Genomic DNA, 25,983 nt, shown 5'->3' with positions numbered 1-25,983 from the left:
AGGCGTTCGGAAATGGGCCCCACATCACAACTGACGGCTGTACAATCGCACCAAATGCTTAAGCAGCGCTTAACCCTAATAATTAAGGTTGACGTTTCGTGAGCGCGAGGGAACCGTTAACGGCCACGCAAGGTGTCCTAACGATTGGTTAGCTCGTTCCGCCACGGCGGCAGCAACTGATTAGTTCACGCGCAGCCCTGCTTCTCCGGCAACGAGAAACGCGACGCGAGCTGTCGCCGCACGCACGCGACGCTCCCCGGCGGCCAGCGCCGCCGCAAAACGAAAGGCCCGTCATCCTCGGATGACAGGCCTTGCTGATTGAGCAATCAGTCGATGATCAGGCCGCAGCAGCCGCGTTGCCGACGGCAGCAACGATCTCGTCGACGACCTCCTCGACCAGATTGCGGTCGTCGCCCTCGCCCATCACGCGGATGACCGGCTCGGTGCCTGACGAGCGCACGAGCAGGCGGCCATGGCCGTTGAGACGCTTCTGCCCGGTGTCGATCGCCGACTTCACCGCGTCGGCATCGAGCGGCTTGCCGCTGCGATAGCGCACGTTCTTCAGGATCTGCGGCAGCGGATCAAACTTGTGGCAAACCTCGGAGACCGGACGGCGCAGCTTCTGCACCGTGGCCAGCACCTGAAGCGCTGCGACGAAGCCGTCGCCGGTCGTCGCGTAGTCCGACAGGATGATGTGGCCGGACTGCTCGCCGCCGAGATTGTAGCCGTCGGCCAGCATGCGCTCGAGCACGTAGCGGTCGCCGACCGGCGTGCGCACCAGCTCGAGCCCCTGCCCCTGCAGGAAGCGCTCCAGGCCGAGGTTGGACATCACGGTCGCGACGATGCCGGGCTGCGCCAGGCGGCCGTCCTCCTTCCAGCTCTGCGCGATCACCGCGAGCAGCTGGTCGCCGTCGACGATGTGGCCGCGCTCGTCGACCAGGATGACGCGATCGGCGTCGCCGTCGAGCGCGATGCCGATGTCGGCACGCATTTCACGAACTTTTCGACAAAGAGCTTCCGGCGAGGTCGAGCCGCACTCCTTGTTGATGTTGAAGCCGTCCGGCTCGACGCCGATCGAGATCACGTCCGCGCCGAGCTCCCACAGCGCCTCGGGCACGACCTTGTAGGCCGCGCCATTGGCGCAATCGACCACCACGCGCAGGCCGTCGAGCGAGAGATCGCGCGGCAGCGTGCGCTTGGCGAATTCGATGTAGCGGTCGTGCACGCCGTCGATGCGGCGGGCGCGGCCGAGGCTCGCGCTCTGCGCCAGCTTCTTGTCGAGCGACTCATCGAGCAGCTGCTCGATCTGCTTCTCGACGTCGTCGGACAGCTTGAAGCCCTGCGGCCCGAACAGCTTGATGCCGTTGTCCTCGAACAGATTGTGCGAGGCCGAGATCATGACCCCGAGATCGGCGCGCATCGACTTGGTGAGCATCGCGACCGCCGGCGTCGGCATCGGGCCGACCAGCAGCACGTCCATGCCGACGGAGGTGAAGCCGGCTACCATCGCGTATTCGATCATGTAGCCCGACAGGCGCGTGTCCTTGCCGATCACCACCCGGTGGCGGTGCTCGCCCCGCTGGAACAGAAGACCTGCGGCCTGCCCCACCTTGAGCGCGAGTTCCGGCGTGATCAGGCCGTTGGCACGGCCACGAATCCCATCGGTCCCGAAATAGTTACGGCTCATTTGACCCCCAGCGACGGCTTTCTGGATTTCGTTACCGGCGGCCCGCGAATCACGGCACGGCCCATCCGGTCAGCCCGCGGGTTATAGTCCCGTTAAACCCGCCCTGGCTTCAAAAAATGTGATGAATCATTACCGGGAAACTGCCCCTCCCCCGGTAACCTCCTGTTAAGGCTAATTTTTCTGAAACAGGCGCCGGTGATCGGGACGCCTCCGCGCCGCCCCCGCGTGATCGCAAGGCGGAAACACGGGGCCAGCCGGATGCGAGTTTCTGGCAAGCCGTATCACGATCGCGCCCCTGCCCTTCGATCCGGCGGGTGGGCTGCCGTTCCAAGGTGGATTTGGCAGCCGAAGCAAAGATGCTAGAGGACGTGCCAGCCCAAGATCTGCCAGCTCAAGAAACGAGACGTCGGTGGGGAGCCGAACACTGCAATGAAGCACATCACCTGCATTGAAGACCTGCGCCTGCTGCACAAGCGCCGCGTGCCCAAGGCGTTCTTCGATTACGCCGACCGCGGCTCCTATGCCGAGGAGACCTTGCGGGCCAACCGCGAGGATCTGCAGAAGATCAAATTCCGCCAGCGCATCCTGGTCGACGTCTCCAAACGCGACCTGTCGACCACCATCCTCGGCGAGCCCTCGTCGATGCCGCTGATCCTGGCGCCTGTCGGCCTCTTGGGCATGCAGCACGGCGACGGCGAGATCCACGCCTGCCGCGCGGCGCAAGCGGCCGGCATCCCCTTCACCCAGAGCACGATGTCGATCTGCTCGATCGAGGACATCGCCGGCAGCGTCGAGAAGCCGTTCTGGTTCCAGCTCTACGTCATGAAGGACCGCGGCTTCATCAAGGCGCTGGTCGAGCGCGCCATCGCGGCGAAGTGCACTGCGCTGTGCCTGACGGTCGACCTGCAGGTGATCGGCCAGCGTCACCAGGACATCAAGAACGGCATGAGCGTGCCGCCGGAATGGACGCTGTCCAAGCTGTTCGACTTCGCCATCAGGCCGGCCTGGGTGCAGGGCGTGCTGCAGGGCAAGCGCCGCACCTTCGGCAACATCGCCGGCCACGTGAAGAACACCGAGGATCTCACCAAGCTCTCGGCGTGGACCGCCGCGCAGTTCGACACCTCGCTGAACTGGAAGGACGTCGACTGGATCCGCTCGATCTGGCCGGGCAAGCTGATCATCAAGGGCATCCATGACATCGAGGACGCCAAGCTCGCCGTCGAGACCGGCGCGCAGGCGCTGGTGGTGTCGAACCATGGCGGCCGCCAGCTCGACGGCGCACCGTCCTCGATCCACGTGCTGCCCGGCATCGCGGACGCCGTCGGCGACAAGATCGAGATCATGTTCGACGGCGGCATCCGCTCCGGCCAGGACGTGATGCGCGCGCTCGCGCTCGGCGCCAAATCCTGCATGCTCGGCCGCGCCTACGCTTACGGCCTCGGCGCCGGCGGCCAGGCCGGCGTCGCCAAGGCCATCGACATCATCCGCAACGAGCTGCTGACGACGATGGGTCTGTGCGGCGTCAATACGGTGGCCGAGATCGATCGCAAGGTGCTGGCGGATTAGTTGGAGCCGATGCGGCGTCAGCGCGGACGGTGCAACCTCTCCCCGCTCTTTGCGGGGAGAGGTCGGATTGCGCAGCAATCCGGGTGAGGGGCATGGCACTGAAGAAGCTCAGATAGTGGTCCGTCGGACGGGCACAGCGACTTCGCGTCGATGAAGGCATCGAGCGCGCATAGACTATCATTGCCGAGCTAACATAAGATCAGTTCGCAGCAAGAAAAACTGCACCCCCCGCGCCGCTGCCCCTCACCCCAACCCTCTCCCCGTGAAGAACGGGGAGAGGGAGCGCACCGTCTTCCTACATCGGCGGCGTCAGCCCATCGCGGCCGACACTGACGCGGCTGGTTTCGAGCACGCCGTCAGGCAACTGCTTGACGGTGGCGATCACCTTGGCGCCCGTCTTCAGCTCGGACTTGTCGCCTGGCACAAAAGTGACGATCGGCGTCTCCGGCGTGATGTCGACCCGCTTCTCGCCGCCCTTGTATTTGACCAGCAGCGTGTGACCATCGGTCGAGACCGAGCTTTCGGCCACGGTAGCGTTGGTCATGCTCGAGTTCGGCTTCAGGTCCCACGGACGCGAGCCTTCGCCGGTGCCACGCATCTCCTCGGGAAAGATATGGATCTCGACCGCTTTCGGCGCGCCGTCCGGGCCGGGCACGGTGGTGGCTCCGATGAACGACCCCGGCTTGATGTCGGAGAGGTCAGCCTTGACGACACCGGACACGCGCAGGTCGCCGGCCATGCGCAGCTTGAAGATTTCGCCGCTGCGGGCCTTCACCGTCATCGTATCGGCATCCACACTCTCGATGGCGCCACGGACCCGCGTTGGCACCGGGGCCAGCTGAGCGATCGCGAACATGGAGGTGGTCGCAACCATGGCGAGTGCAACAGCGGGACGGATCAGGGCGAGACGGAAAGACATGCGGGAAACTCCGAGGCTCTAGGCTTGGGCTCTCATTCAGGTCGCAAGCGGCCCGTCGAGCGTACGTGGATTGAGACGCCGCTTCGCGCTGCTTATTCCGTTTTCAAGCCATTGTGAGAACGCGGGCTCTCTCCCGCGTCCATTCAACGGCGCGGACCAGGGCTCAACGCGCCTGAGGCGGCAGCAGCTCAGGCCGATACTCGAAATGCATCGTATCGTAGTGATACCACCTGCCGCCCCAGATGAACCCGTGTCGCTCGAAGATGTCGACGATCTGCTGAGGAAAGCGATTCTTGTAGGGAATGGGTGACGACTTCTTTGCGCTCCAGAGCCAATAGTCGGAATAGTCCAGGTTCAGATCGATCGCCGCGGCGTAGCCGTGCATGCTCATCCGGCCGGTGTCGGCCACCGGCCGGCAGGACAGAACACCGGCGATCGGAAAGGCGGCACGTCTGATCTTGGGGTCGAGCTCATCGATCTCGGCGGAAATCCGCTTCAGCCGTTCCGCCACGCCGTTGATGCGGGTGACGCTGACGGTCTTGCCCCAGCTCTTCGGCAGCCAGGTGATCGTGACCAGGTTTCTGGTCACGCCACCCGTGCTGCAGTCGCCGTACATCTTCTTGAACAAGGCCTCGTTCCTGAAGCGGCCGGGGTCGGCGTTGACGGCCGGTGTGGATGGCTGGCCGCGCGGATAGGGCTGGCTGAGCTGATCGAGAATGGTGGCATTGCGCAGCCTGTCGTCGAAGGACCGCTGCGGATCGAGCTTGCCGGCCGGCATGCGCGTGCCGTCGCGCCAGATGATGGCGTCGCCATCATGGCCGGCCAGCGCCTGCGGATAGGCCTGTACGAGGCGGTCGAGCAGATCGGCAGCCGTCTCCGCACGCGCAACCGGAGCCGTCAGCAATGGCAGGCCGACGCAGACCGGCGCGAGCCAGCAGGCGGTGCGACCGATCACGGCCGCTTGCTCATCTGATCGATCAATTTGACGTTGGCCTCCTCGACACCGTTCAAAATCGGATTCCAGGTCGATGGTGCGTACCAGGCGAAGCGGCCGAAATACGCCTTGAGATCCGGTGCGTCGAAGAACCGTCCGCGCCGGGCAAAGATCTCGTTCTTGGCCAGCCGCAGCTCGGCCTTGGAGAGCCGCGCCAGCTCGCCTGGTGTCAGCAGGCGGCGGTCGGAGTCGGCAAACAGGAAACCGCTCGGCTGCGTCGCGCCATTTTCGGCGCGATCGAGAAGATCGACATTGGCCGCCTCGACCGGGTTCAGCACGGGGTCCCACGTCCGCGGCACATACCAGGCGAATTTGCTGAAGTAGGCCGTGAGCTCGGGTGACGAAAAATGGCGTCCGCGGCGCGCGAAGATCTCGTTGCGGGCGATGCGCAGCTCCTCCTTCGTCCGTCCTTGCAGGTCGGCGGCCGACAGCAAGCGCTGGTCGGAGTCGGGAAAGACGAACTCGGCCGAACGCGGCGCACTGGCCAATGCGGGAGCCGGGACCGGCGGTGGGGTCGCGGCTGCGGCGACAGGCGCAGTCGCCTGCCCGGCGGCTGGTCCTGCGAAGTAGAACGTGCCGTCGATCGGCGACGAGGCGACCCAGGGCTGCTGCGCGCTGGCCGTCGCCTTCTTCACCGTCAGGCCGACCTGATTGAACGCCTGCAGCACGTCCAGCCCCGGCCGCTGCACGGCATCGACCAGGGCGCGCGTGTACGGGCTGTGGCCGTCGTCGCCATCGAGCGCCACATTGCCGGGCTGCGTCGCATAGGACAGGATCGTCCCCTCGGGCGCGCGGATCTGCGCGAGACCTCCATCACTCGATCGCAGCCCACGTCCGCCGAACGGATTGTTGCGGCAGGCATCGAGGATCACGATGTTGAGCTTGGTACCGGCGGCTTCCATCTGCCGCAGGACGAGCCCGACATCGACCATCATGAAATCGACATCGGCTTCGCGGGCAGGATTGGCGCTCGTTGGAACCAGATAGTTGGTCCCGCGCACCTGAATGCCGTGACCGGCGTAGTAGAACACGGCGACCTCGGCGCCCAGGAGCTGCCTGCTGTAGGCCTGGATCGCCTGGTCGAAGCGCGGCTTGTCGAGATCGAGCTGCGCCGCTCCACCAACGAGCGTGAAGCCCAGACGTTGAAGCGTCTCGGCGACCAGGCGCGCATCATTGGCTGGATTGGCGAGCTTGCCGACGCTTTGGTAGTCCGAATTGCCGACCACCAGCGCGACGCGCGGGGCGGCGGTGCAAGGCGCCACGCAGAGCAACAAGAAGACCAAAATACCAACAGCCGACCGTATCATCCTCAGTCCTCAATCCGGGCGTCGTTCTAGCTTGCCCAACGGATCAAATCGACTGTGGCATTGCGGCGATATTGCATCGCGGGCCCAGCGTGGACGGCGCATCATCCGCTATCTCTTGCGGAGATCAGCCTCGACCAGCGCGCGCAACTCCGGCGTCACCTGCGGGCGGCGGCCGAACCACAATTCGAAGCCGCGCACCGCCTGATGCAGGAGCATGCCGAGCCCGTCCGCGGTGCGGAGCCCCCTCGCCCGCGCGGTCGCGAGCAGTTGCGTCTCCAGCGGGACGTAGACGATGTCGGCCACCACGGCATGCGGCGACAGCAGCGCGACGTCGAGCGCGAGCGGCGGCTGGCCGTGCATGCCGAGCGAGGTGGTGTTGACGAACAGCCCGGCGCGCGGCAGCAGCGCGCCGACGCGGTCCCAGCCTTCGGCGGCAACACGCCTGCCGAACTCATCGGCCAGCGCCTGGGCGCGCGCAGCGGTGCGGTTGATGACGTGAACGCGGCCGATGCCGCGTTCGAGCAGTCCGAACACCACGGCGCGGGCCGAGCCGCCGGAGCCGAGGACCAGCGCCTCGTCGGTGCGGTCCCAGCCGGGGGCGGCAGCATCGAGATTGCCGATGAAACCTTCGACGTCGGTGTTGGTCGCGCGCAGGATGCCGTGCTCGTACCACAGCGTGTTGGCAGCGCCGACGGCGCGGGCGCGCGCGTCCGGCTCGGACAGCTCCAGCACACGTTCCTTGTGCGGGATGGTGACGTTGGCGCCGACGAAGCCCCGCCGGGCGAGATGGGCGACGAAGTCCGCCAGTTCTTCCGGCGGCACGGCTTCGATGGTGTAGCCGCCGGCGATCCCGAGCTGGTGCAGCCAATGATGATGGATCAAGGGCGAGCGCGAATGCGCGGCAGGCCAGCCGATCAGGCACGCGGCGCGGGGTTTGGCGGCGAGGGTCATGGCCGTGACATCGGACAAGCTCCGGCCGGAGTCAATGCTCGGAGCCCGACGGTGACACCTTGAGGGCGAGTGCAGCGGGCGTCACGCGCAGCCTCCCGTAGCGGCTCGGGTCAAGCCTCAGCTCGCCGCTAGCCCGTCGGCGATCTCCTCCCGCGGCGCTTCCTTGCCCTTGATATCGGCCACGGCGCGCTCGATGGTCTCGCGATAGCGTACCAGCGGCGGTCGCACGCCGTGGGTCAGCAGCGCTCGGCGCACCGTCGGCGAGGCGCCGGTGATGAACAGCCGGATGCCCTGGCGCTTGGCCTTGGCGGCGACGCGGCTCATCGCGTTGGCGGCGGTCGAATCCAGGAACGGCACGGCTGCGAAATCCACCACGAAGGCCTTGCGGCGGTCGGCGATGGAGTCGAGCACGGTCCCGACCGTGGAGGCGGCGCCGAAGAAGAACGCACCGGTGATGCGATAGACCAGCACGTCCTTGTCGGCGCTGAGCTTGGGATTGTACGGCACGCGCGCGCCATCCTCGAAGTCCGCCCGATCCTCGGCGACCAACGGCGAGCCATCCTCGACGCCGGTCATCTGTGCCATCCGGTTGATGAAGAGCACCGCGCCGAGCGCGAAGCCGACCAGGATGCCCTCGGTGAGATCGCGGAAGATCGTGAGCCCGAAGGTCGCTAGCAGCACCGTGGCATCGCCCCAGGACGAACGGACCAGGGTCGCGAACTCGTGCTTTTCGGCCATGTTCCAGGCGACGACCACGAGCACCGCGGCCAGCGCCGACAGCGGGATATAGCTCGCCAGTGGGGCCGCGATCAGCATGAACACCAGCAGGAACAGCGAATGCAGCATGCCCGACACCGGACCGCGTGCGCCGGCGCGGACGTTGGTGGCGGTGCGCGCGATGGTGCCGGTGACGCAGATGCCGCCGAACAGCGCCGAGCCGACATTGGCGAAGCCCTGCGCGACCAGCTCGCAGTTCGAGCGATGGCGGCGGCCGGTCATGCCGTCGGCGACGACGGCCGAGAGCAGCGATTCGATCGCGCCGAGCAGGGCGAAGGCGATCGCATCGGGAAACACCGCCTGGATCTTGGCGAGCGACATCGCCGGCAGCGCCGGCGCGGGCAGCTCGCGCGGAATGCCGCCGAATTTGGTGCCGATGGTTTCGACCGGCAGCTGCAGCGCATAGGTGAAGACCGCCGCGACCACGACCGCGATGAGAATTCCGGGCCATGTCGGCCGCAGACGCTTCAACCCGACGATGATCGCGATCGACAGCGCGGCCAGCGCAACCGCTGACAGGTTTGCCGTCGGCGCGCCATGCGCGAGCGCCGTGAGCTTGGGGATCAGTTCACCGGGCTCCTTGCCGGAGAGCGTAATGCCGAACAGGTCCTTCAGCTGGCTGGCAAAGATGATCACGGCGATGCCGGCGGTGAAGCCGACCGTGACCGGATAGGGAATGAACTTGATGTAGGTGCCGAGCCGCAGATAGCCGGCGATCACCAGAATCACGCCGGACATCATGGTCGCCAGCAAAAGCCCGTCGAGGCCTTGGCGGTCGACGGTCGCGGCGACCAGCACGATGAAGGCGCCGGCCGGGCCGCCGATCTGGAAGCGGCTGCCGCCGAGCAGCGAGATCAGGAAGCCGCCGATCACGGCGGTGTAGAGGCCGCGGCCGGGCGAGACGCCGGAGGCGATCGCGATCGCCATCGACAGCGGCAGCGCGACGATGGCGACCGTCAGGCCCGCGAGCGCATCGGCGCGGAAATCGGTGAGGCCATAGCCCTCACGCAGCACTGTGAGAAGTTTTGGGGAATACAATTCGGCGAAGGTCGGCTCATGATGTCCGACCCGCCGCTGCGCGCCGTGCTCGTTTGCGATGCTCATGCCCATCACGCTCCCGTCGCATCGTCCGAGCGCCATGCACCGACGATGCGTCTCACACGGAGCGCTCAACGGCCTCCGTGCCGCGCGATGAAGCTAACTCGCGCCATCGCGCGCAATGTCAGTTTGACGGCCCACGCGGTTGGGCGGCCCCGGGTCCTTCAGGCGAACACCGCGCCCGCCATCCTCGCTGCGGGCATGCTCACCGATCAGATCCACGCCCGCACGATTGAGCGCATCGACGACCTTGGTCAGCGAATCGACGACGCCGCGGACGTTGCCGGTGGAGGCTTCCATCCGCTGGATCGTCGGCAGCGACACGCCGGCCAGCTCGGCCAAGGTTTTCTGATCTATCCCGAGCAGCGCACGCGCGGCTCGCATCTGGAACGACGTGATCACGATGGCCTCACGTAGCAAACACCATAAGTGATGTCTGAGACAAAGACAATGATGTAAAATACATCATATGAGGCCAATGGCAAGGGCTACGGGGGCGGCCGCCAGGGCTGCCTGCGGCGCGGATTGAGTTGGAGCATCAAGGCCGCATGACGCACCTTTCCGATCGCGCAGCGCGCAGCTTCGAGGTCGGCCCCGCTCTCACCCTCCCCTGGAGGGGGAGGGTCGGCTCACATGGAGCACAGCGTAATGTGAGCCGGGGTGGGGTGATCTCTCCTCTTGCGCCGGTTTGGCGGAGAGATCACCCCACCCCGCTCGCCCGCTTCGCGTGCGATCGACCATCCCCCTCCAGGGGAGGGTGAGACTGAATTCGCGGTGCCTTCCGTCGTCCTTGTCAGCACCTTGGCGATGAGAGCATGATGCGTTTCCACCTAGTCGCATCGTGCTCTAGGCGTCAGGCTGGAACCTGTTTGGGAAAATCGAGCCGAACCGTCGTGCCACGGCCGCTGCTGGTGGTGAGCTTGCCGTGCAGCTGTGCGGCAAGGCCCTCGCAGATCCGCAAGCCCAAGCTGTCACCCTTGCTGGGGTCGGCGCCCGGGGCGAGGCCCTTGCCGTCATCCGCGATCGTCAGCGCATAGCGCGCCTCGTCGAGCGGCCTCAGGCTGACCGTGATGGTGCCGGCCTCGTCCGGCCCGAAGGCATGCTTGAGCGCATTGGTGACGAGTTCGACGACCAGCAGCGACAAAGCAGTCAGACGGGTCAAATCGAGCTGCGCCGGTGCGAAATCCACCACGCAGGCGACCTGACGCGCGCCACTCGACTCCAGCACGTCGTTGCAAATGGTCTGCAGATAGGGACCAATGTCGAGATCCATCCGGCCGGGATCATGCAGCATGCGGTGAACGCGCGAGATCGTCTCGAGCCGCGTCTGCGCCTCGCTGAGAATCGCAGTGGCGCGCGAGGGATCAGCTAGCGCCTGCCGCTTCTGCATCATCAGCAATCCGGCGATGAACTGGATGTTGTTGGCGACGCGGTGCTGCAGCTCCTGGAACAGTACACGCTGATTTTCGTAGAGCCGCTCGGAGACGGCGCGCTCCTGGCGCAGATGCCGCGCGGCCTCATGCATCAAATGGATCAGCGTGATGTCGACCGCGACGATGATCGCGTAGAAGCCGATCGCGAACGCGTTCTGATAGCCCGACGCGGGCATGAAGAAGTACCACGCCAGCGCGCCGCACAACCCGGCACACACGGTACCGGGCCCGACACCGCAGAAGAAGGTCGTGAGGATGACGGCCGGGAAGAACGTCAGATAAGGAAAGCCGTCCGGCAGCGTATCGACCAGGGCAAGGCGCAGCGCGAAGGCCGCGATCGCGGCGCCGACGGCGATGGCATAGCCCAGCAGGGCATGGCGGCGGAATCTTTCCGTCGCCTGGGCGGCGCGCAGATAGAACGGAGCGGACGAGAGCTTCTGAATCACGTGAGGCTGAGCTGGGAACTGATGAACTCTCGGGCCCGCGCCGTCGTCCCGTCCGGCTCGACATCACCGAGGGGGCGTGGGCGGCGGCCAATCACGATTGTTCGGCCAATGACGGCATATCAGGTCCGGGGATCGGATGGCGTTATCATAACACCATGCTGGGAACTCGGTTGGTGCACAAGTGCACATTGCGTCGCAACGAAAGGCGACGCGGGCCGCCGGGACCTGGCCGGACCATATCGGCGGGTTCGCTGAAGCCGTGGCCGGGCCTACGAACGCCCGGCCACGCTGGAGAGCTTGGACGTGACTACGCCGCGTCGCGATGCGAGGCGATGATGTGGTCGGCGGCGCGGCCCGTCACCTCGGCCATGTGGTCGAACTGGCGGGTAAAGCTGCCGGCACCGGCGGTGGCCGAGCGCAGCTCGACGATCAGTTCGCCGATCTCTGCCTCCGGCATCATGGCGCGGACGCAGTCCCAACCGGGCCAGCCGTCGCGGGTATCAAACGACAGAATCTGGCCGCGCCGCGCCGACAGGATGGCGTTGATCTTCGCGGTCGCCTCGGTCGGGCATACGATCTCGACCGTGTGGATCGGCTCCAGCAGCACCGGCTGGCATTGCGGCAGCGCCTCGCTGACGCCGGCCCGCGCCGCCGTCCGGAATGCGAGATCGGACGAATCGACGCTGTGATAGGAGCCGTCGGTGAGCGTCACCGCGACATCGATCACCGGGAAGCCGAGCGGGCCGCGCACCAGCGCATCGACGACGCCCTCCTCCACCGCCGGGATGTAGTTGCGCGGCACCGCGCCGCCGACCACCTTCTCGGTGAACTGAAAACCCTCGCCGCGCGGCAGCGGCTTGATGTCGAGCACGACGTCGCCGAACTGGCCGTGGCCGCCGGACTGCTTCTTGTGCCGGCCGCGCTGGGTGATCGGCTTGCGGATGGTCTCCTGATAGCCGATCGCGGGCGCATGCGATTTGACGTTGACGCCGAAGCGGTCCCGCAGCCGCTCGAGCGCGACGCGCAAATGCATCTCGCCCTGCCCCCACAGCACCGTGTCGTGGGTGCGCGGGTTCTGCACCATGGTCAGCGACGGGTCCTCCTCGTGCAGCCGTTGCAGGGCCTGGCCGAGCTTGACGTCGTCCTTGCGGTCGACCGCGGCGATCGAGAGCGCCAAGACGGGCGGGCACGGATCGACCTTCGCGAGCGCCTTTGGTGCCGTCTTGCCGGTCGCAATCGTCTCGCCGGTCTTGACGGTCTCGAGCTTGCCGAGCGCGATCGTGTCGCCGGCCTCCGCGCCCGCGCGCTTGCTGTCGTACGCACCGGTCGCCGCGAGAATGCCGGAGACGCGCGCCGCCTCGCCCGAGGCGGCATGCAAGGTCGCACCATCGTCGAGATGTCCTGACAGCAGGCGCGTCAGCGACAGCTTGCCGCCGTGCTGCAGATGCAGCGTCTTGAAGACATAACCGAGCGCCTCCTTGGTCTCCTTGACCCCGAGCCGCTTCGCCGTGTCGGCGACGCCGGGCGCCTCGTGGCGCAGCGCCTTCATCAGCCGGAGCACGCCGTTCTCGCGCAGCGCCGAGCCGAGCAGCACCGGGCAGATCAGGCCCTCGCGCAATTCGCGCGCGAGATCGTCGAACACGGCATCGCGCGGCGGCGGGATGTCCTCGAGCAACTGCTCCATCAGCGAATCGTCGTGATCTGCGAGCTTCTCCAGCATCGAGAAGCGCGCCTCCTTCTCTCGGTCGAGATCGCCGCCTTCGAGCGCGACGACCTCGGAGGCCTTGTGCTCGCGATAAATGAAGGCGCGCTCCAAAGCGAGATCGACGAAGCCCTCAATGAGCTCGCCTTTCCAGATCGGGATCTGGCGGAGCACCAGCGGCACGCGCGAGGCCGGCTGCAAGGTCGCCAGCGTCTCGCGGATGCGCGCGTTGGCGCGATCGATCTTGTTGAGAAACAGGAAGCGCGGAATGCGCAGCTCTTCGAGCTCGCGCAGGATGAGCTGCAGCTGCGGCAGCTTCTTCTCATCCGCCTCGCAGACCACGATCGCAGCGTCGACCGCTGGCAGCGCGGCGCGCATGTCGTGGATGAACTCGATCGAGCCGGGACAATCGAGGAAGGTGTAGCTGTCGCCCATGAAGGTCGTCGTCGCCGCCGTCATCGCGACGCTCATCTTGTGATGACGCGCCTCCGGGCTGGCATCGCCGACGGAGGTGCCGACGTCGACGCTGCCGGTGCGCGGGATCGCGCCCGTTCGCGCCAGGATCGCCTCCAACAGAGTGGTTTTACCGCTTTGGAAAGGGCCCACCAGCGCGATGCACCGTGGACCTCGGGGACTTCTCAGGTCGTGTCCCATTTCGCCGCCTCCTCATTGTGGAGCTCGGCCCTTGATTGGGTCGGCAAAGCCGAATGCTCTGCCTCGTCTGCCGCTTTGGCAAGCAGGACGCTCGCGAAAAACGTCGCTGCAGTGCGGCAGGTACGCCGCCCTTCCGCATGATTGCGGGAAGAGCGGCTGTTCACGGCAAAGGGAAGATCACCGGCCCGGGCGCAATTCGAGGCTTTGCAGCCCGGCCGAGACGGACAGACCGACCTGACCCTGCACGCTGAGCGGCTGCAACGCGATCGAGTTGGCGGAGCCGCCGACCAGCACGTTGCCGCCAAGGCCGACACCGACCGCGGCCGAGCCCTGCGCACCGGCATAGTCGCCGGAAAGATCGCCCGGCCCGAGCCGCGCGACCGGCGCATAGACCACCCAGGCCAGCAGCGATTCCTGGGTGATGCCGAGGTCGAGGCCGACCTTGCGGATGGTCGCGACATAGCGGTCCTCCGGGAGGCCGTCGGCGCGCAGCACGCAGCCGAGATGGGTCACCGAGCCGACGATGAAGCCGACGCTGGCGCCGCCGCGGCATTCGAGGACGCCGATCCGCACGCGATCTTGCGCCTGGGCAGCGCCGGCGATGCAGAGGCCTGCAGCAGTAAGCCCGGCGAGGATGGTCGAGCGCATGAATAAACTCCGGCTGAAATGAACATGTGATGCGGCGCTCGGTGATCGAACCGATGATCACGAGCCATCACATCTATGCCACAAGGCTTACAGCCGTGCCAGAAGCGGCGCGCCGTTCATCTGGCTGAACAACGTCAGCTCTCGCCCGACGCCGCGCTGCTGCAAGGCATTGTCACCGGGCTCAGCGATAATAGCGTGAGAAGTAGGACGACGATCGGCTCGGGCTTGGATGCACCGGCAGCAGCGGCACCAGCTCGACCTCGGTGATTCCCGCCGCGAGGTTCATGCCGGTCTGCCCCTGCAGGCTGATCGGCTGCAGCTGGGTGGCGCGATCGGTGTCGCGGACCAGGAAGCTGCCGCCGAAGCCCACCAGCGCGGCGGCGTTGGCCGACAACCCGCCATAGCGCCCGCGCAGCTCGCTGCGGCCGAAATCATTGACGGGAGCGTAGACTGCCCACGCCATCCGGGTCTGGTCCGTCAGTCCGAGATCGAGACCGTAGCGGCGGACCTTGGCGACATAGCGCTCCGGCTGGCGGCCCTGGCTGCGAAACACGCAGCGCAGACGGGCCTGCGACATCACCAGCTTGCCGGTCGTCCGTCGGCCCTCGCACTCCAGAACCCCCGCACGCATCGGCCGGCCCTGATGGGCCTGCGCGAGCGGCACCATCATCACCATCGCCACGATCGACAGCACAAGCAGCCGCATCAAACTCAACCCTACGCCACCGGACTCGAGCCCGGACAAAAGAAAGGCGCCATGTTCAAAACATGGCGCCTTTCTGTGCGGAACTTGACCTTTGGAGATTCGAAGGTCGCTGTTGCCCGATTACCTCAGATTGCCGCAGAAGCGCTGGATACGCTTGCAGGCGTCTTCGAGATCGGACGTCTTGGTGGCGTAGGAGATGCGGAATGCCGGGCCGAGGCCGAACGCCGACCCCTGCACGACGGCAACGCCCTCGGTCTCCAGCAGCTCGGTGACAAAGGCCTCGTCATTGTCGATCACCTTGCCGGACGGCGCGGTCTTGCCGATCGTGCCGGCGCAGGACGGATAGACGTAGAACGCGCCCTCGGGGCGCGGGCACTCGATGCCATTCGCCTGGTTCAGCATCGAGACCACGAGGTCGCGGCGCTCCTTGAACACCTTGTTGTTCGCCGGAATGAAGCTCTGCGGACCGTTGAGAGCTTCCACCGCCGCCCATTGCGCGATCGAGCACGGGTTCGAGGTCGACTGCGACTGGATCGTCGCCATCGCCTTGATCAGTTGCGCCGGACCGCCGGCATAGCCGATCCGCCAGCCGGTCATGCAATAGGCCTTGGAGACGCCGTTCACCGTCAGCGTGCGGTCGTACAGCGACGGCTCGACCTGGGCCGGCGTGGTGAACACGAAGTCGTCATAGACCAGGTGCTCATACATGTCGTCGGTCATGATCCAGACATGCGGATGCTTGACCAGCACCTCGGTGAGCGCCTTCAGCTCGGCCTTGGTGTAGGCCGCGCCGGTCGGGTTCGACGGCGAGCACAGGATCAGCCATTTGGTCTTCGGCGTGATCGCCTTCTCCAGCGCCTCCGGCTGCAGCTTGAAGCCGTGAGCGGCGGTGCAGACCACCGGCACCGGCTCGCCGCCGGCGAGCGCTACCATCTCCGGATAGCTGACCCAATACGGCGCCGGGATGATCACCTGGTCGCCCGGATTGATGGTCGCCATCAGCGCATTGTACAGCACCTGCTTGCCGCCGACGCCGACGATCACCTGGTTCGGCTTGTAGGCAAGGCCGTTCTCGCGCTGGAACTTGCCGATGATGGCTTCCTTCAGCTCGGGGATGCCATCGACCGCGGTATACTTGGTCTTGCCGTCCTGGATCGCCTTGATCGCGGCCTGCTTGATGTTGTCAGGCGTGTCGAAATCCGGCTCGCCGGCGCCCAGCCCGATGACGTTGCGGCCCGCCGCTTTGAGGACGCGCGCTTTATCCGTGACCGCGATGGTCGCGGACGGCTTCACACGGTCGAGCGCAGCGGCGAGAAAGGACATCATCAGCTCCTATGCAGGCGTCGTGGATCACCCCCTCGGGGCCACGACCAGTCATGTCAGGGAAACGCCTGCTTTTACGGCCCGCAGCGCCGCATCGCAAGAAGCTTGGGCACATGGCTCCCAAGAGTTTAGGGAACGTTAAAGCGGCCAGGCTAGCGTGGACCAACGATTGTCCCAATTTTCAGGCCGAAATGACCACTATCGGGAGCGCCCTGCGATCCGGCAACTGGCTGACGGCCGCGCGGATCAGATCCTACAGCTGGCTTCTGCTGGCGTTCACGGCGGCTGCGGTCGCGGGCTGGATCGCGCTCTCCGACCGCCTGATCGATCGCAACGGCAAGCCAATCGGCACCGATTTCTCCAACGTCTATGCGGCAGGGGTATTGACCCTTCACGGCAAGGCCGGCGACGCCTACGACCCACCGTTGCAGCATGCGATGGAAAAGGCCGTGTTCGACGGCCGCGACGTGCCGTTCTTCGGCTGGCACTATCCCCCATTCTTCTTCGCGATCGCCGCCGTCACGGCTTTGCTGCCCTATGCCGGGGGGCTGGCGCTGTGGGTGGTGTCGAGCCTGCTCGCCTACCTCGCCGTCATGCGCGCGATCCTGCCGCGATCGGAGACGTTGCTGGTCGCCGCCGCCTTCCCCGCAGTGTTCGTCAACATCGGTCATGGCCAGAACGCGTTCTTCACTGCGGCCCTGCTCGGCGGGGCGTTGCTGATGATGGAGCGCGGCAAGCCGTGGATCGCGGGCGTGCTGATCGGGCTTCTGGCCTACAAGCCGCAGTTCGGCGTGCTCATCCCGATCGCCCTGCTCGCAAGCGGGCGCTGGCCGACGATCGCGGCAGCAGGCCTCACCGTGGCCGCGCTCATCGCGATCAGCTTCGCCGTGCTGGGCACCGACGTCTGGCATGCCTTCTTCCAGTCGATGACCTTCACCCAGACCGTGGTGCTCGAGCAAGGCGGCACCGGCTGGGAGAAAATCCAGTCCGTGTTCTCGGCGGCACGTCACTGGGGAGCCGATGTCCGCACCGCCTATGCGCTGCAGACCTTGCTCGCATTGTCGCTCGCGGGCGGCCTTGCATGGCTGTGGCAGAGCGAGGCGGCGTTCGATCTGAAGGCCTCGGCGCTCGCCAGCGCGAGCCTGCTGGCAACGCCTTACGTTCTCGACTATGACCTCGTCGTGCTGGCCGTCGCGATCATCTTCTTCGTTCGCCATGGCTTGGCCGACGGCTTTCGCGACTATGAGCTCAGCGTGCTCGCGGCTGCGTGGATCGTGCCGCTGCTGTCGCGCAGCGTCGCCGGGCTGACGACGATACCGCTCGGTCTGATCGTGCTGATGGGCCTGTTCACGCTGACTCTGCGCCGCGCGCTGGCCGATCGCGCCTCCGAGATCGACGGACACGCGCGCGTCGCACAAGCGTGATCTCGATTGTTTGAAACTGTTGGAAAGTTGTTGTTCGCGAGTGCGGTGCAGTAGCTGTTTTCGACTTTTTCCATCCCTCGGCTCTTGCAGCCCGCGCCCATCGGCATCATTGTCTGGCCGCATTGCGGGACGATCTGGCGTCCGGATGCGTGATTCTCCAACGCGACGATTCCTCGAACTCGATACGGCCGGATGTACAAGCTCTATTCGATGCAGCGATCGGGCAACAGCTACAAGGTCCGCCTTGCGCTGGCGCTCCTGAACGCGCCCTATCAGGCGATCGAGATCGACATTCTCCGCGGCGAGAGCCGCACGCCGGACTTTCTCGCCAAGAACCCGAGCGGCCAGGTGCCGCTGCTCGAGGTTGGCGAGGATCGCTACATCGCCGAGTCCAATGCGATCCTGTGGTATGTCGCGGGTGGCACGCCGCTGGTGCCGGAATCACGCATCGAGCGCGCCGAGGCGCTGCAATGGATGTTCTTCGAGCAGCACGCGCTGGAGCCGAACATCGGCGCCGCCTATTTCTGGCTGCTGCTCGTCAAGGGCGGGCGTGACCTGCAGACCCACGCGCTGGAGGACTGGATGGAGCGCGGCTACGCGGCGCTGCAGGTGATGGAGAATCATCTCAAGAGCAACGACTACTTCGCAGCGAAGCAGCTGACCGTCGCCGACATCGCGCTCTACGGCTACACCCATGTCGCCGACCGTTGCGACTTCGATCTCTCGACCTTCCCGAAGATCCGCAACTGGCTGCGCCGGGTCGAGCATGCGCCCGGCTTCGTGGCGATGGACTGGCAGCCGGCCATGATCGATTCAGCGGGCATTGCCGCCGACTACGATTGACGGTGCACCGTAAGACTACCGACCGCCCGTAGAACCGCGGGAAAAATACACGCGCAGGCGGGAACAGATACCGGCAGCGCCATCTTTTTGCCGCTTTTGGCCAGTTGCCGCCCCAATCCTGCCCAGCGTTACCTTAGAATTTACCTCTGCGAGTGATTCGCTCGCGGATGTATGGGTAAGGGATTCGACTTCATGTCCCGGTGGCGTCGCGCGTCCGTTCCGAAGTTCAGTTGGGTCCGTGGCCCTGGGTCCGGGACATCCGAACACAGTGAAGGGCCGCTCACCGCGACCGCCAACGGCTTTCACGACCACGTCACGCTCACCCTTTCTGCCGACCTGACCACTGTGGTCGCGGCCACGATTGCAGCAGCCAGCACCCTCTCATTGGGTGTGAGCGTCAGCATCGTCGTGCTGTCGATCAAGGCCGTCATCTCGATGCCCGCTTAGCCAGGAAGCCATTTTGACAACCCTTCGCGGTTTTCGCGACAACAGGCGATGATTGTCTCGCGCTGCAAATGGCGATGAAATCAACGGTCGTAATTGTTGCCGTGACCCTGGCACTCGCGATCCTGCTGGCGGCTTCACTGCTCATCATCATCGAGCGCCGCGGCGAGCTGTCGCTGTCGCCGCTCACCGAAGAAGCTAGGACGATGCATGTCCAGCTGATCGGGCCGCCCACCGCCGTCCCGGTGCAGTCGGTCGCCGGTTGATCTCGGATCGAGTGGCACGTATCGAGGTCCCGTCCGACTCCAACCGACGGTGAGGCCCTGATGATCGACGCCCCGACCATTCGCGCAATCGCGCGCGACGACTATCATCGCTGGCTGCCGTTGTGGGACGGTTACAACGCCTTCTACGGCCGCTCCGGACCGACCGCGCTGGCGGCCGAGATCACCGCCACGACCTGGGCTCGCTTCTTCGATGCCGCTGAACCGGTGCACGCCCTGGTCGCCGAGAGCGGCGGCGAGCTGATCGGGCTGACGCATTATCTGTTTCACCGCGCCACCACGTCGATCGGGCCGCTCTGCTACCTCAACGACCTGTTCACGAGCGAAGCCGCCCGCGGCAAGGGCGTCGGACGCGCGCTGATCGAAGCCGTCTACCACGCAGCCCGGCAGGCCGGCGCGCCCCGCGTCTACTGGCAGACGCATGAGACCAACATCACGGCACAGGCGCTCTACGACAAGATCGCCGAACGTTCGGGCTTCATCGTCTACCGCAAGGCGGTGTAGGCCAGCGGCTGTCATGCCGCCGTCATGCCCCGCGCCTACGCTCAGGCCGAGCGCTTGATCGGCCCCCCCGTCACGGATCACGCGCGTCAGCGGTCCCCGTCAGACGCCGTCTCTGACCGGGGCCGCGTTTTTTAGAGTTGCAAGTGGCGGTGGAGCAGCGGCCGCGACCGAGTCTCATGCAACATTCGTCGTCGGATCCAGCTTGACCGACGGCAACGGCGGAGACGTTCTGGCCTGCGCGGCGTCGATGCACAGCTTGACGGCCTCGCCCATGCTGGCCGCGACCAGTTCGGCCTTGGTTGCCTCTTGCAGCGCCTTCACGGCCTGCTCATCGAGATCCGCTGCGCAGCAGACCAACATCACCCTGGCTCTGGGGAGCCGTCGCTTCAAACGACGGACGCTGTAGCGCATATGCGCAACGCCGGAATGGCCGAGGTAGACCAGGCAAGCAATCGCAATTCCTGCCGGCTCGAGCTTGATGACATTCGCCGTCGAAAGCGCCTCCGCTCCCGAAACCTTCGTCCCCAATCCGTGCGCCGACAGCAGTTGGGCGAGAAGCACCGCAGCGGCTTCATCGATCGGGGTTCGACCAGCCACGCACAGCAGCGGCTGTTCGCTTCGCCACCCATCTGCGAGACTCTCCTTGCTGAGCACCGGCAACGTGTCGACGGCCCCGTTGCTCGCCGAATCGTCGATGGCTGACGCCGCCTCGGGATCGGTGGTCCTCTCGCCTGCCGCCGCCGGCGCGTCATTCTGGTCGGAGAGATCGACGGTCAACTCGGTCACCGCGTCGCGGATGGTCGCAAGGCGGTCGTAGGCGAGCGCGCCTCGTTCGGCGTCCGCCTGGGCCAACTGCAGCCCCTTCACCGCAACCTCGTCGCAATAGGCAATCAACGAGCGCTCCTTGAGATACTCCTCGGCCTTCTCGGCCGCTTCCGTCGGATCGTTTGCGAGCATGCGCTGGTAGAATATCTCGGGAGGGGACAACGCCGGACGATCGCCGAACATGACGTCGAGGAACTCCAGGCGCTCCACATGCCGTCCGATGACGACGAGACAGACCGTCAGCGGGGTCGCCAGCACCAACCCGATGGGGCCCCACAGAGCGGTCCAGAACGCGGCGGAGACCACCACGGCCACGGGGGACAGACCCGTGCTGCGCCCGTAAACCATCGGTTCGATGACGTGGCCGAGCAGCGGCTCGACGACCACAAACAGCGCCAGCGTCCAGATCAGCATCGTCCAGCCGGGGTCGACCGCTGCCGCCAGCGCGAGCGGAAACGCCGCGGCGATGACCGCGCCGATATAGGGCACGAATCGAAGCGCTGCGGCGAGAATCCCCCAAAGAATGGCGCTGGGAATGCCGATGAGCCACAAGCCGACGCCGATGACGACGCCGAATCCGCCGTTCAGGGCGAGTTGCGTGAGAAACAGCCGGCTGAGCCGGAAGGCGGCGTCGTCGAGCGCCGCGGTGGTGCGCTGCAGGTCCGATGAGCCCGCAAGGCGAATGAGCCGATTCCGCAGATCTTCGCGCTGGAGCAGGATGAAGATGACGAAGATGATGATGATGCCGGTGGTCGCCAGCGGATGAATGAGCGGCGAAATCAGCGTGCGAAGACTGTCCAGCGCGCCCGGATCAGGTTGGCGCACCTCGACCGGAATCGGGGCCACGGGAGCTGACGTCGTCGTGCGCAGTCCACCCGCCGTGCGGGCCTCCGGCTCCTTCGGCTTGTCGAGCTCCTTGCCGAGATCCTTGAGCATGTCCGATGCCCGCTCGAGTGTCCCTCGCCCGGCCTTTGTGTCGCGGAAGGACTGGATCTTGTTGCTCATCGTTGACTGATAGTTCGGCAACTCGCTGGCGAGCTGGGCGAGTTGCGTGGCGAGCATGCTGCCCAGCGCAAAGATCACCACGAAGGCGAGAACGACCACGCTGACAACGGCCAGCCCCCGCGGAGCACGAAGCCGCTGCAGTTGTGCGACCAGCGGCGCCAGCACGAAGCTGAGAAGAATGGCCAGCGCCACGGGAACGAAGATGTCACGACCGAAATACAGCAGTGCGATGATGATGACCGCAAAAATGGCGACGGCCAAAGCGCTGATCAGGCCGAGAACTTCCTCGGTAGTACGAACCTTGAGGGGCTGTCGGCTGATCATCCCCCGATAACAGACGAGTGAGGCTCCAGTTCCCAGGCGGACCTTTCGTCGCATGTGGGCCGGATCGGCCGCAGTGAGAGAAAGTCGACAAGCACTCGACGACACGCATCAGACGCCGTCTGCGCCTAGGGGTTCCTCGTGCTGAGAAGGCCGCCACTTCGTACCGAGGAGGGCAGCCACGGGCGCGGTGAGCTCCCTCTCCCCGTTCTTACGGGGAGAGGGTTGGGGTGAGGGGCAGCGGCACGGGAATTATCAGCTCCAGCTGGCTAATCCTTCGTCGTGAGCTCCTGCTGAATGACAGCAAGCACCCCTTCGATGTTTCCGATAGCATCATTGTTCCAGATGCGAAGAACCAGATAGCCTACGTCCGCCAACCGACGGTCACGAACAGCATCTCGCGTGGATTCGCTGTGTTGACCACCATCGACTTCGATAATCAGACATCTTTCACGACAGACAAAGTCGCAGATATAATCAGCGATGGGAAGTAGCCGAACGAACTTGTAACCATCGATCTGGCGGTTGCGGATCCTTCCCCAAAGAACCGACTCCGCTTTCGTCTGGCCGGTACGAAGTCGCCGTGCGAGTCCAACGGATTTCAGATCTCGGCCTCTCATGTGGCCTGCTCTCAAAAACCGGCAGTAATGAAACTACTAATCCTGCAATTCGGCAAGATATGAGCGCTGGCGGTCAAAACGATCACCACCCGCGCCGCTGCCCCTCACCCCAACCCTCTCCCCGCGAAGGACGGGGAGAGGGAGCGCACCGCCGTCGCGGTGGCAGCGAGAATTGACGAGAGCTATTTCTTCCCGCCCACCGTCTGCCTGACCTCAAAGCCCTCGAACTGCGGCGGGCCGAGATAGAGCGGCTTGTTGTCGCCGGCGCCCTTGTGGGCCATGCGGAAGGCTTCGGATTTGGTCCAGTCCTCGAAGGCGGTCTTCGAGGCCCAGATCGTGTGCGAGGCGTAGAGCGTGTGGTCCTCGGCCTCGGGGCCCTTCAGCAGATGAAACTCGACGAAGCCGGGCACCTTGTCGAGATGGCTGTCGCGCGACAGCCAGACCTGCTCGAAGGCGGCTTCCGAGCCCTTGGCGACGCGAAAACGATTCATGGCGATGAACATGGATATATCTCCTGGATGTTGTGCCGCAGCGCCCAGGGATAGCAGACTTCACGCGGCGATGCGCCTGCGGCAATCGTCGCTGATGCGGCGATGTCTTGAACATCCGGCGGCAGCGCCGACCGACACAGCCTCAGGCGATGAGCCCCTTGATCGGCTTCACCGCCGCGCTCTCCGGAAACACCACGCCGCCGAGGACATTCTCGTTCAATCCGAGATGATCGGTGAGCACGCCCTTGAACACGGCGCGCAGATCGGTGGTCGGCGCGAGGTCGCGGCCCTGATAGAGACTCGCCAGCTTCAGCGTCGGCCAGTCGGCGATGACGCGTCCCCCCTTCACCGCGCCACCGGCGAGCAATGCGATGGTGCCGGTGCCATGGTCGGTCCCCTGCGTGCCGTTGATCCGCGCCGTACGACCGAACTCGGTCGCGACGACGACCACCGTGTCGCGCCAGCGCGGCCCGAGGCCGGCTTCGAATTCCGCGAGCGCGCCATCGAGTCCCGATAGCAGCTGTGCCAGCCGGCCGACCGCGCCGCCTTCATTGGCATGCGTGTCCCAGCCATCGAACGCCAGCGCCGCGATCCGCGGTCCGTCATCGGCGGCAATCAGTTTCGCAGCACCACGCGCGACCTGGCGCATCGCCGCGATCTGGTTGCCGCCCGGCCTGGGCTTCATGTCGTCGCCGAACGCCACCTTCTCCAGCTTCAGCCCCTGCGACAGAGCAGACGCCAGCGCGGGATCACGATGCGTGTAGAGGTCGACCAGGCGCATCGCGGTGTCGTCGTCGGCCTGCGGCAAGGTCACCGGGGCCCAGCCGACAATGGGAGCTGTACCGCGCAGCACCAGCGGCGCCGTCGGTCCAACCGCGAGCCCGCCAGAGACGCGCGGCCCGCGCGGCAGCGCTTCAATGGCGCGATTGAGCCAGCCGGACTGCACCCGGCCCGGTCCGGCAAAGCCGCTTTCGAGCACGTCCTGACCATCGAAATGCGAGCGCTCGCGATACGGCGTGGCGACCGCATGGATCACGGCGGCCTTCTGTTCACGGTACATGCGCGCGAATTCCGGCATCGACGGATGCAGCGCAAAGAACGAATCCAGCGGCAGCGCAGGGTGCGGCCCATCGACCGTTAGTGCGATCGCGCCATGCAGCCCCGCGTAGTCGGGGTCGCCGATCGGCGCAACGGTCGCGAGCCCGTCGAGCGCACCGCGCAGGATCACGACGATCAGCCGTGGATCGCGATAACCGGCAGCGCGGGCGAATTTCGGCAAGTAGGCCCAGGCGGCGAAGGAGGCGCCCGCCAGCATCCATTGCCGGCGCGAGGGCAGCAGCGAGGTCGTGATCCGCTCCATCGTCATCTCCTCTGGAATTCCGGCGACATCAGGAGCAGCGCCAGCGCCTGCTGGCGCGACTCCGCCCGCTCGATCGTGCGCCGCGTCTCGGCCGAGGTCGCACCGCCCGCCACGAGATCGAGCAGGTCACGCGGATCGAGATTGTTGCCGAGACGTGACGCAAGCTGTGCCGAAATATCGAGCCTCAGCTTCATGCCTTCCGGCGCGGCCCACATCGCGTTGCTATCGGCGAATCCATTCGGACCGGCCGGCGCCCATAGCGGCTGGCCGAGCGTGTTCAGCGAGTTGAGATAGAAGCCGGGATCCTCGGGCACGCGCGCCAGCAGCCGGCCGCCGGCGACGAGAAACTCGTAGGGCGAGCGGATCTTGGTCAGCGGCGCCGACCAGGCCTCATCGGAATCGAGCAAGGCCAACGTCACGGCCTTGAGATCCCCGTCGGTCGTTCTGAACGCGGCCTCGAGCCGGGTGACGAGCGCGGGCGGCGGATCATCGGCGACGAAATGACGGGCGAGCTTGGTGGCAATGAACTTCGCCGTGGACGCGTGGCGCGCGAGGTCGGCGAGGGCAGCCTCGCCCTGCGCAAGGCCGTTATCCTGATAGATCTTGCCGAGCAGGGTCTGCGGCCCCGGCTGATGCGCATTGACGTTGAACACGAAGCTGCCGGGCGCGGCGTTGCGACCGTTGCGGCCGGCAAAGCTCCAGCCCGTGATGATGCGCGCCAGCGACGTCACGTCCTCCTGGGTATAGCCGCCACCAACGCCGAGCGTATGCAGCTCCATGATCTCGCGCGCGAGATTCTCGTTGAGTCCGCGCTTGCGGTTCTGGCCGGCCCGCGAGTCCGGCCCGAGCGAGTCCTGGTTGTCGAGAAAGAACAACATCGCCGGATGCTGCTCGACCGCCTTCAGCATGTCGGCGAAGCGCCCGAGCACGTGCGGCCTGATGGCTTCGCGCTCGAACGCGCCCGCCCACATCCGCGCCAGTTCGCCCTTGGCGGCGGAGATGCAGAAATGATTCGACCAGAACGCCACCAGGCGCTCGGTGATGCCGCAATCGGCGAGCACGGCGCGTTGGAGTCGCGCGAGCGCTTCGGCGCGAAAGGTCTTCTGGACGACGTTGGGCGGCTGCTGCGGCGGTGCCGGCTTCGCAGGAGCAGCCAGCATCGCCGGCGCAGGTTCGCCGGCTGCCGCCGTGCCGGCACTCGGCGACGCTGCCGCTGGCGGCACGGTCACCGGCATGCCGGCCGCGTCCATCGACAGGCCGCGCGTCTGGCCCGGCTGCTCCGAGGCCACCTCCGACTTCGCCGCCGCCTCGCGGGTTCGTTTCACCTCGTCCTGATAGGCAAAGACGGCGTCCGCGAGCGCGGGCGTGGCCAGCAGGCCCGGCACCTCCAGCAGCGCGCCATTCGGCCGGAGAAGCTCGGCCTTGACGAAGCCGCGCGGATCCGACGCCGCGTTGACGAAATCGCCCGAGGCGCCGCCACGCGCGCCGAAGCCGAAGCGGTTCAACGCCACGAGGGCCGCCTGGGGATCACGGGCCATGCCTCGTCCTCATCAAATCCTGCGCCAGAATGAGTACGCCGACGTCATGACTGGGTTCGACGCCGGCGCGCTGGCGCCCTGTGCAGCCCGGCACTATACTTGCGGCGGCGGAT

The 25,983-nt window shown here is 65.8% G+C and carries 23 protein-coding genes; 6 read left to right on the top strand and 17 right to left on the bottom strand.

Annotated elements, in window-relative coordinates:
• Window positions 1-337: 337 nt before the first annotated feature.
• Entirely contained in the window at window positions 338-1,687 is a 1,350-nt protein-coding gene (gene glmM, locus HL666_RS10965) for a phosphoglucosamine mutase (RefSeq protein ID WP_172181357.1), read from the bottom strand.
• Window positions 1,688-2,116: 429 nt separating this feature from the next.
• On the opposite strand from glmM, the gene HL666_RS10960 reads away from it, so the two are divergent.
• Window positions 2,117-3,253: an alpha-hydroxy acid oxidase gene (locus HL666_RS10960; RefSeq protein ID WP_172132340.1), complete on the top strand. Its 1,137-nt coding sequence runs from the start codon at window positions 2,117-2,119 to the stop codon at window positions 3,251-3,253.
• A 295-nt stretch (window positions 3,254-3,548) separates the two neighbouring features.
• On the opposite strand, the gene HL666_RS10955 is transcribed toward HL666_RS10960, so the two are convergent.
• From HL666_RS10955 to HL666_RS10905, 11 genes are all read right to left on the bottom strand, one after another.
• On the bottom strand, window positions 3,549-4,109 hold the full coding sequence (locus HL666_RS10955; RefSeq protein WP_246739903.1) for a hypothetical protein: 561 nt from the start codon (window positions 4,107-4,109) through the stop codon (window positions 3,549-3,551).
• Window positions 4,110-4,335: 226 nt separating this feature from the next.
• Complete coding sequence (locus tag HL666_RS10950; RefSeq protein ID WP_172181355.1) at window positions 4,336-5,127, bottom strand: M15 family metallopeptidase; 792 nt, start codon at window positions 5,125-5,127, stop codon at window positions 4,336-4,338.
• A complete protein-coding gene (locus HL666_RS10945) occupies window positions 5,124-6,473 on the bottom strand; it encodes a YARHG domain-containing protein (RefSeq protein ID WP_172181353.1) in 1,350 nt (449 codons plus the stop codon). Before HL666_RS10945 ends, HL666_RS10950 begins: the two co-directional genes overlap by 4 nt.
• A gap of 108 nt (window positions 6,474-6,581) precedes the next feature.
• Entirely contained in the window at window positions 6,582-7,424 is an 843-nt protein-coding gene (locus tag HL666_RS10940) for a shikimate dehydrogenase (protein ID WP_172132337.1), read from the bottom strand.
• Between the two features lie 117 nt (window positions 7,425-7,541).
• Window positions 7,542-9,305 carry a SulP family inorganic anion transporter gene (locus HL666_RS10935; RefSeq protein WP_172132336.1) on the bottom strand — a complete coding sequence of 588 codons (1,764 nt, stop codon included), beginning with the start codon at window positions 9,303-9,305 and terminating at the stop codon, window positions 7,542-7,544.
• Between the two features lie 93 nt (window positions 9,306-9,398).
• Window positions 9,399-9,701, bottom strand: coding sequence for a helix-turn-helix domain-containing protein (locus HL666_RS10930; protein WP_172112371.1), 303 nt, complete (start codon window positions 9,699-9,701; stop codon window positions 9,399-9,401).
• Window positions 9,702-10,152: 451 nt separating this feature from the next.
• On the bottom strand, window positions 10,153-11,178 hold the full coding sequence (locus HL666_RS10925; protein ID WP_172112372.1) for a histidine kinase dimerization/phosphoacceptor domain -containing protein: 1,026 nt from the start codon (window positions 11,176-11,178) through the stop codon (window positions 10,153-10,155).
• A 307-nt stretch (window positions 11,179-11,485) separates the two neighbouring features.
• Window positions 11,486-13,534: an elongation factor G gene (locus HL666_RS10920; protein ID WP_172181351.1), complete on the bottom strand. Its 2,049-nt coding sequence runs from the start codon at window positions 13,532-13,534 to the stop codon at window positions 11,486-11,488.
• A 177-nt stretch (window positions 13,535-13,711) separates the two neighbouring features.
• Complete coding sequence (locus tag HL666_RS10915; RefSeq protein ID WP_172132334.1) at window positions 13,712-14,182, bottom strand: DUF992 domain-containing protein; 471 nt, start codon at window positions 14,180-14,182, stop codon at window positions 13,712-13,714.
• A gap of 181 nt (window positions 14,183-14,363) precedes the next feature.
• Window positions 14,364-14,888, bottom strand: coding sequence for a DUF992 domain-containing protein (locus HL666_RS10910; protein ID WP_172112375.1), 525 nt, complete (start codon window positions 14,886-14,888; stop codon window positions 14,364-14,366).
• 120 nt (window positions 14,889-15,008) lie between these two features.
• Window positions 15,009-16,211 (bottom strand): pyridoxal phosphate-dependent aminotransferase, encoded by a 1,203-nt coding sequence (locus HL666_RS10905; protein ID WP_172112376.1) that lies wholly within the window; start codon window positions 16,209-16,211, stop codon window positions 15,009-15,011.
• A 191-nt stretch (window positions 16,212-16,402) separates the two neighbouring features.
• On the opposite strand from HL666_RS10905, the gene HL666_RS10900 reads away from it, so the two are divergent.
• From HL666_RS10900 to HL666_RS10880, 5 genes are all read left to right on the top strand, one after another.
• Window positions 16,403-17,635, top strand: coding sequence for a glycosyltransferase family 87 protein (locus HL666_RS10900; protein ID WP_172112513.1), 1,233 nt, complete (start codon window positions 16,403-16,405; stop codon window positions 17,633-17,635).
• Window positions 17,636-17,827: 192 nt separating this feature from the next.
• Window positions 17,828-18,478, top strand: a complete 651-nt coding sequence (locus tag HL666_RS10895; protein ID WP_172112377.1) for a glutathione S-transferase family protein — start codon at window positions 17,828-17,830, stop codon at window positions 18,476-18,478.
• A 171-nt stretch (window positions 18,479-18,649) separates the two neighbouring features.
• Complete coding sequence (locus tag HL666_RS10890) at window positions 18,650-18,925, top strand: hypothetical protein (RefSeq protein WP_246741515.1); 276 nt, start codon at window positions 18,650-18,652, stop codon at window positions 18,923-18,925.
• 68 nt (window positions 18,926-18,993) lie between these two features.
• Window positions 18,994-19,188, top strand: a complete 195-nt coding sequence (locus HL666_RS10885; RefSeq protein ID WP_172112378.1) for a hypothetical protein — start codon at window positions 18,994-18,996, stop codon at window positions 19,186-19,188.
• A 60-nt stretch (window positions 19,189-19,248) separates the two neighbouring features.
• Window positions 19,249-19,710: a GNAT family N-acetyltransferase gene (locus HL666_RS10880; RefSeq protein ID WP_172112379.1), complete on the top strand. Its 462-nt coding sequence runs from the start codon at window positions 19,249-19,251 to the stop codon at window positions 19,708-19,710.
• Between the two features lie 174 nt (window positions 19,711-19,884).
• Here HL666_RS10880 and HL666_RS10875 read toward each other — a convergent pair whose 3' ends face one another.
• The 5 genes from HL666_RS10875 to HL666_RS10855 form a co-directional block, all read right to left on the bottom strand.
• Entirely contained in the window at window positions 19,885-21,864 is a 1,980-nt protein-coding gene (locus tag HL666_RS10875) for an AI-2E family transporter (RefSeq protein ID WP_172112380.1), read from the bottom strand.
• Window positions 21,865-22,130: 266 nt separating this feature from the next.
• Window positions 22,131-22,481, bottom strand: coding sequence for an endonuclease domain-containing protein (locus tag HL666_RS10870; protein ID WP_172181349.1), 351 nt, complete (start codon window positions 22,479-22,481; stop codon window positions 22,131-22,133).
• A 182-nt stretch (window positions 22,482-22,663) separates the two neighbouring features.
• The gene (gene hmuQ / locus HL666_RS10865) at window positions 22,664-22,984 is read right to left on the bottom strand and encodes a heme-degrading protein HmuQ (protein WP_009026294.1); all 321 of its coding nucleotides are present in this window, start codon (window positions 22,982-22,984) and stop codon (window positions 22,664-22,666) included.
• A 130-nt stretch (window positions 22,985-23,114) separates the two neighbouring features.
• Window positions 23,115-24,338 carry a DUF1501 domain-containing protein gene (locus tag HL666_RS10860; RefSeq protein WP_172112382.1) on the bottom strand — a complete coding sequence of 408 codons (1,224 nt, stop codon included), beginning with the start codon at window positions 24,336-24,338 and terminating at the stop codon, window positions 23,115-23,117.
• Complete coding sequence (locus HL666_RS10855; RefSeq protein ID WP_172112383.1) at window positions 24,335-25,870, bottom strand: DUF1800 domain-containing protein; 1,536 nt, start codon at window positions 25,868-25,870, stop codon at window positions 24,335-24,337. Before HL666_RS10855 ends, HL666_RS10860 begins: the two co-directional genes overlap by 4 nt.
• Between the last annotated feature and the right edge of the window lie 113 nt (window positions 25,871-25,983).

This window comes from Bradyrhizobium aeschynomenes (assembly GCF_013178945.1).
Taxonomy (GTDB): domain Bacteria; phylum Pseudomonadota; class Alphaproteobacteria; order Rhizobiales; family Xanthobacteraceae; genus Bradyrhizobium; species Bradyrhizobium aeschynomenes.
The sequence above is the reverse complement of the archived record's forward strand: the minus strand, read 5'-3'. Positions and strand labels throughout refer to the sequence as shown.

What these genes read in the sequence shown, in the direction of transcription:
- glmM (WP_172181357.1), bottom strand. Translation starts at nt 1,687, where the DNA reads ATGAGCCGTAACTATTTCGGGACCGATGGGATTCGTGGCCGTGCCAAC.
- HL666_RS10960 (WP_172132340.1), top strand. Translation starts at nt 2,117, where the DNA reads ATGAAGCACATCACCTGCATTGAAGACCTGCGCCTGCTGCACAAGCGC.
- HL666_RS10955 (WP_246739903.1), bottom strand. Translation starts at nt 4,109, where the DNA reads ATGTTCGCGATCGCTCAGCTGGCCCCGGTGCCAACGCGGGTCCGTGGC.
- HL666_RS10945 (WP_172181353.1), bottom strand. Translation starts at nt 6,473, where the DNA reads ATGATACGGTCGGCTGTTGGTATTTTGGTCTTCTTGTTGCTCTGCGTG.
- HL666_RS10940 (WP_172132337.1), bottom strand. Translation starts at nt 7,424, where the DNA reads ATGACCCTCGCCGCCAAACCCCGCGCCGCGTGCCTGATCGGCTGGCCT.
- HL666_RS10935 (WP_172132336.1), bottom strand. Translation starts at nt 9,305, where the DNA reads ATGAGCATCGCAAACGAGCACGGCGCGCAGCGGCGGGTCGGACATCAT.
- HL666_RS10920 (WP_172181351.1), bottom strand. Translation starts at nt 13,534, where the DNA reads ATGGGACACGACCTGAGAAGTCCCCGAGGTCCACGGTGCATCGCGCTG.
- HL666_RS10915 (WP_172132334.1), bottom strand. Translation starts at nt 14,182, where the DNA reads ATGCGCTCGACCATCCTCGCCGGGCTTACTGCTGCAGGCCTCTGCATC.
- HL666_RS10910 (WP_172112375.1), bottom strand. Translation starts at nt 14,888, where the DNA reads ATGCGGCTGCTTGTGCTGTCGATCGTGGCGATGGTGATGATGGTGCCG.
- HL666_RS10905 (WP_172112376.1), bottom strand. Translation starts at nt 16,211, where the DNA reads ATGTCCTTTCTCGCCGCTGCGCTCGACCGTGTGAAGCCGTCCGCGACC.
- HL666_RS10900 (WP_172112513.1), top strand. Translation starts at nt 16,403, where the DNA reads ATGACCACTATCGGGAGCGCCCTGCGATCCGGCAACTGGCTGACGGCC.
- HL666_RS10895 (WP_172112377.1), top strand. Translation starts at nt 17,828, where the DNA reads ATGTACAAGCTCTATTCGATGCAGCGATCGGGCAACAGCTACAAGGTC.
- HL666_RS10890 (WP_246741515.1), top strand. Translation starts at nt 18,650, where the DNA reads ATGGGTAAGGGATTCGACTTCATGTCCCGGTGGCGTCGCGCGTCCGTT.
- HL666_RS10885 (WP_172112378.1), top strand. Translation starts at nt 18,994, where the DNA reads ATGGCGATGAAATCAACGGTCGTAATTGTTGCCGTGACCCTGGCACTC.
- HL666_RS10880 (WP_172112379.1), top strand. Translation starts at nt 19,249, where the DNA reads ATGATCGACGCCCCGACCATTCGCGCAATCGCGCGCGACGACTATCAT.
- HL666_RS10875 (WP_172112380.1), bottom strand. Translation starts at nt 21,864, where the DNA reads ATGATCAGCCGACAGCCCCTCAAGGTTCGTACTACCGAGGAAGTTCTC.
- HL666_RS10870 (WP_172181349.1), bottom strand. Translation starts at nt 22,481, where the DNA reads ATGAGAGGCCGAGATCTGAAATCCGTTGGACTCGCACGGCGACTTCGT.
- hmuQ (WP_009026294.1), bottom strand. Translation starts at nt 22,984, where the DNA reads ATGTTCATCGCCATGAATCGTTTTCGCGTCGCCAAGGGCTCGGAAGCC.
- HL666_RS10860 (WP_172112382.1), bottom strand. Translation starts at nt 24,338, where the DNA reads ATGACGATGGAGCGGATCACGACCTCGCTGCTGCCCTCGCGCCGGCAA.
- HL666_RS10855 (WP_172112383.1), bottom strand. Translation starts at nt 25,870, where the DNA reads ATGGCCCGTGATCCCCAGGCGGCCCTCGTGGCGTTGAACCGCTTCGGC.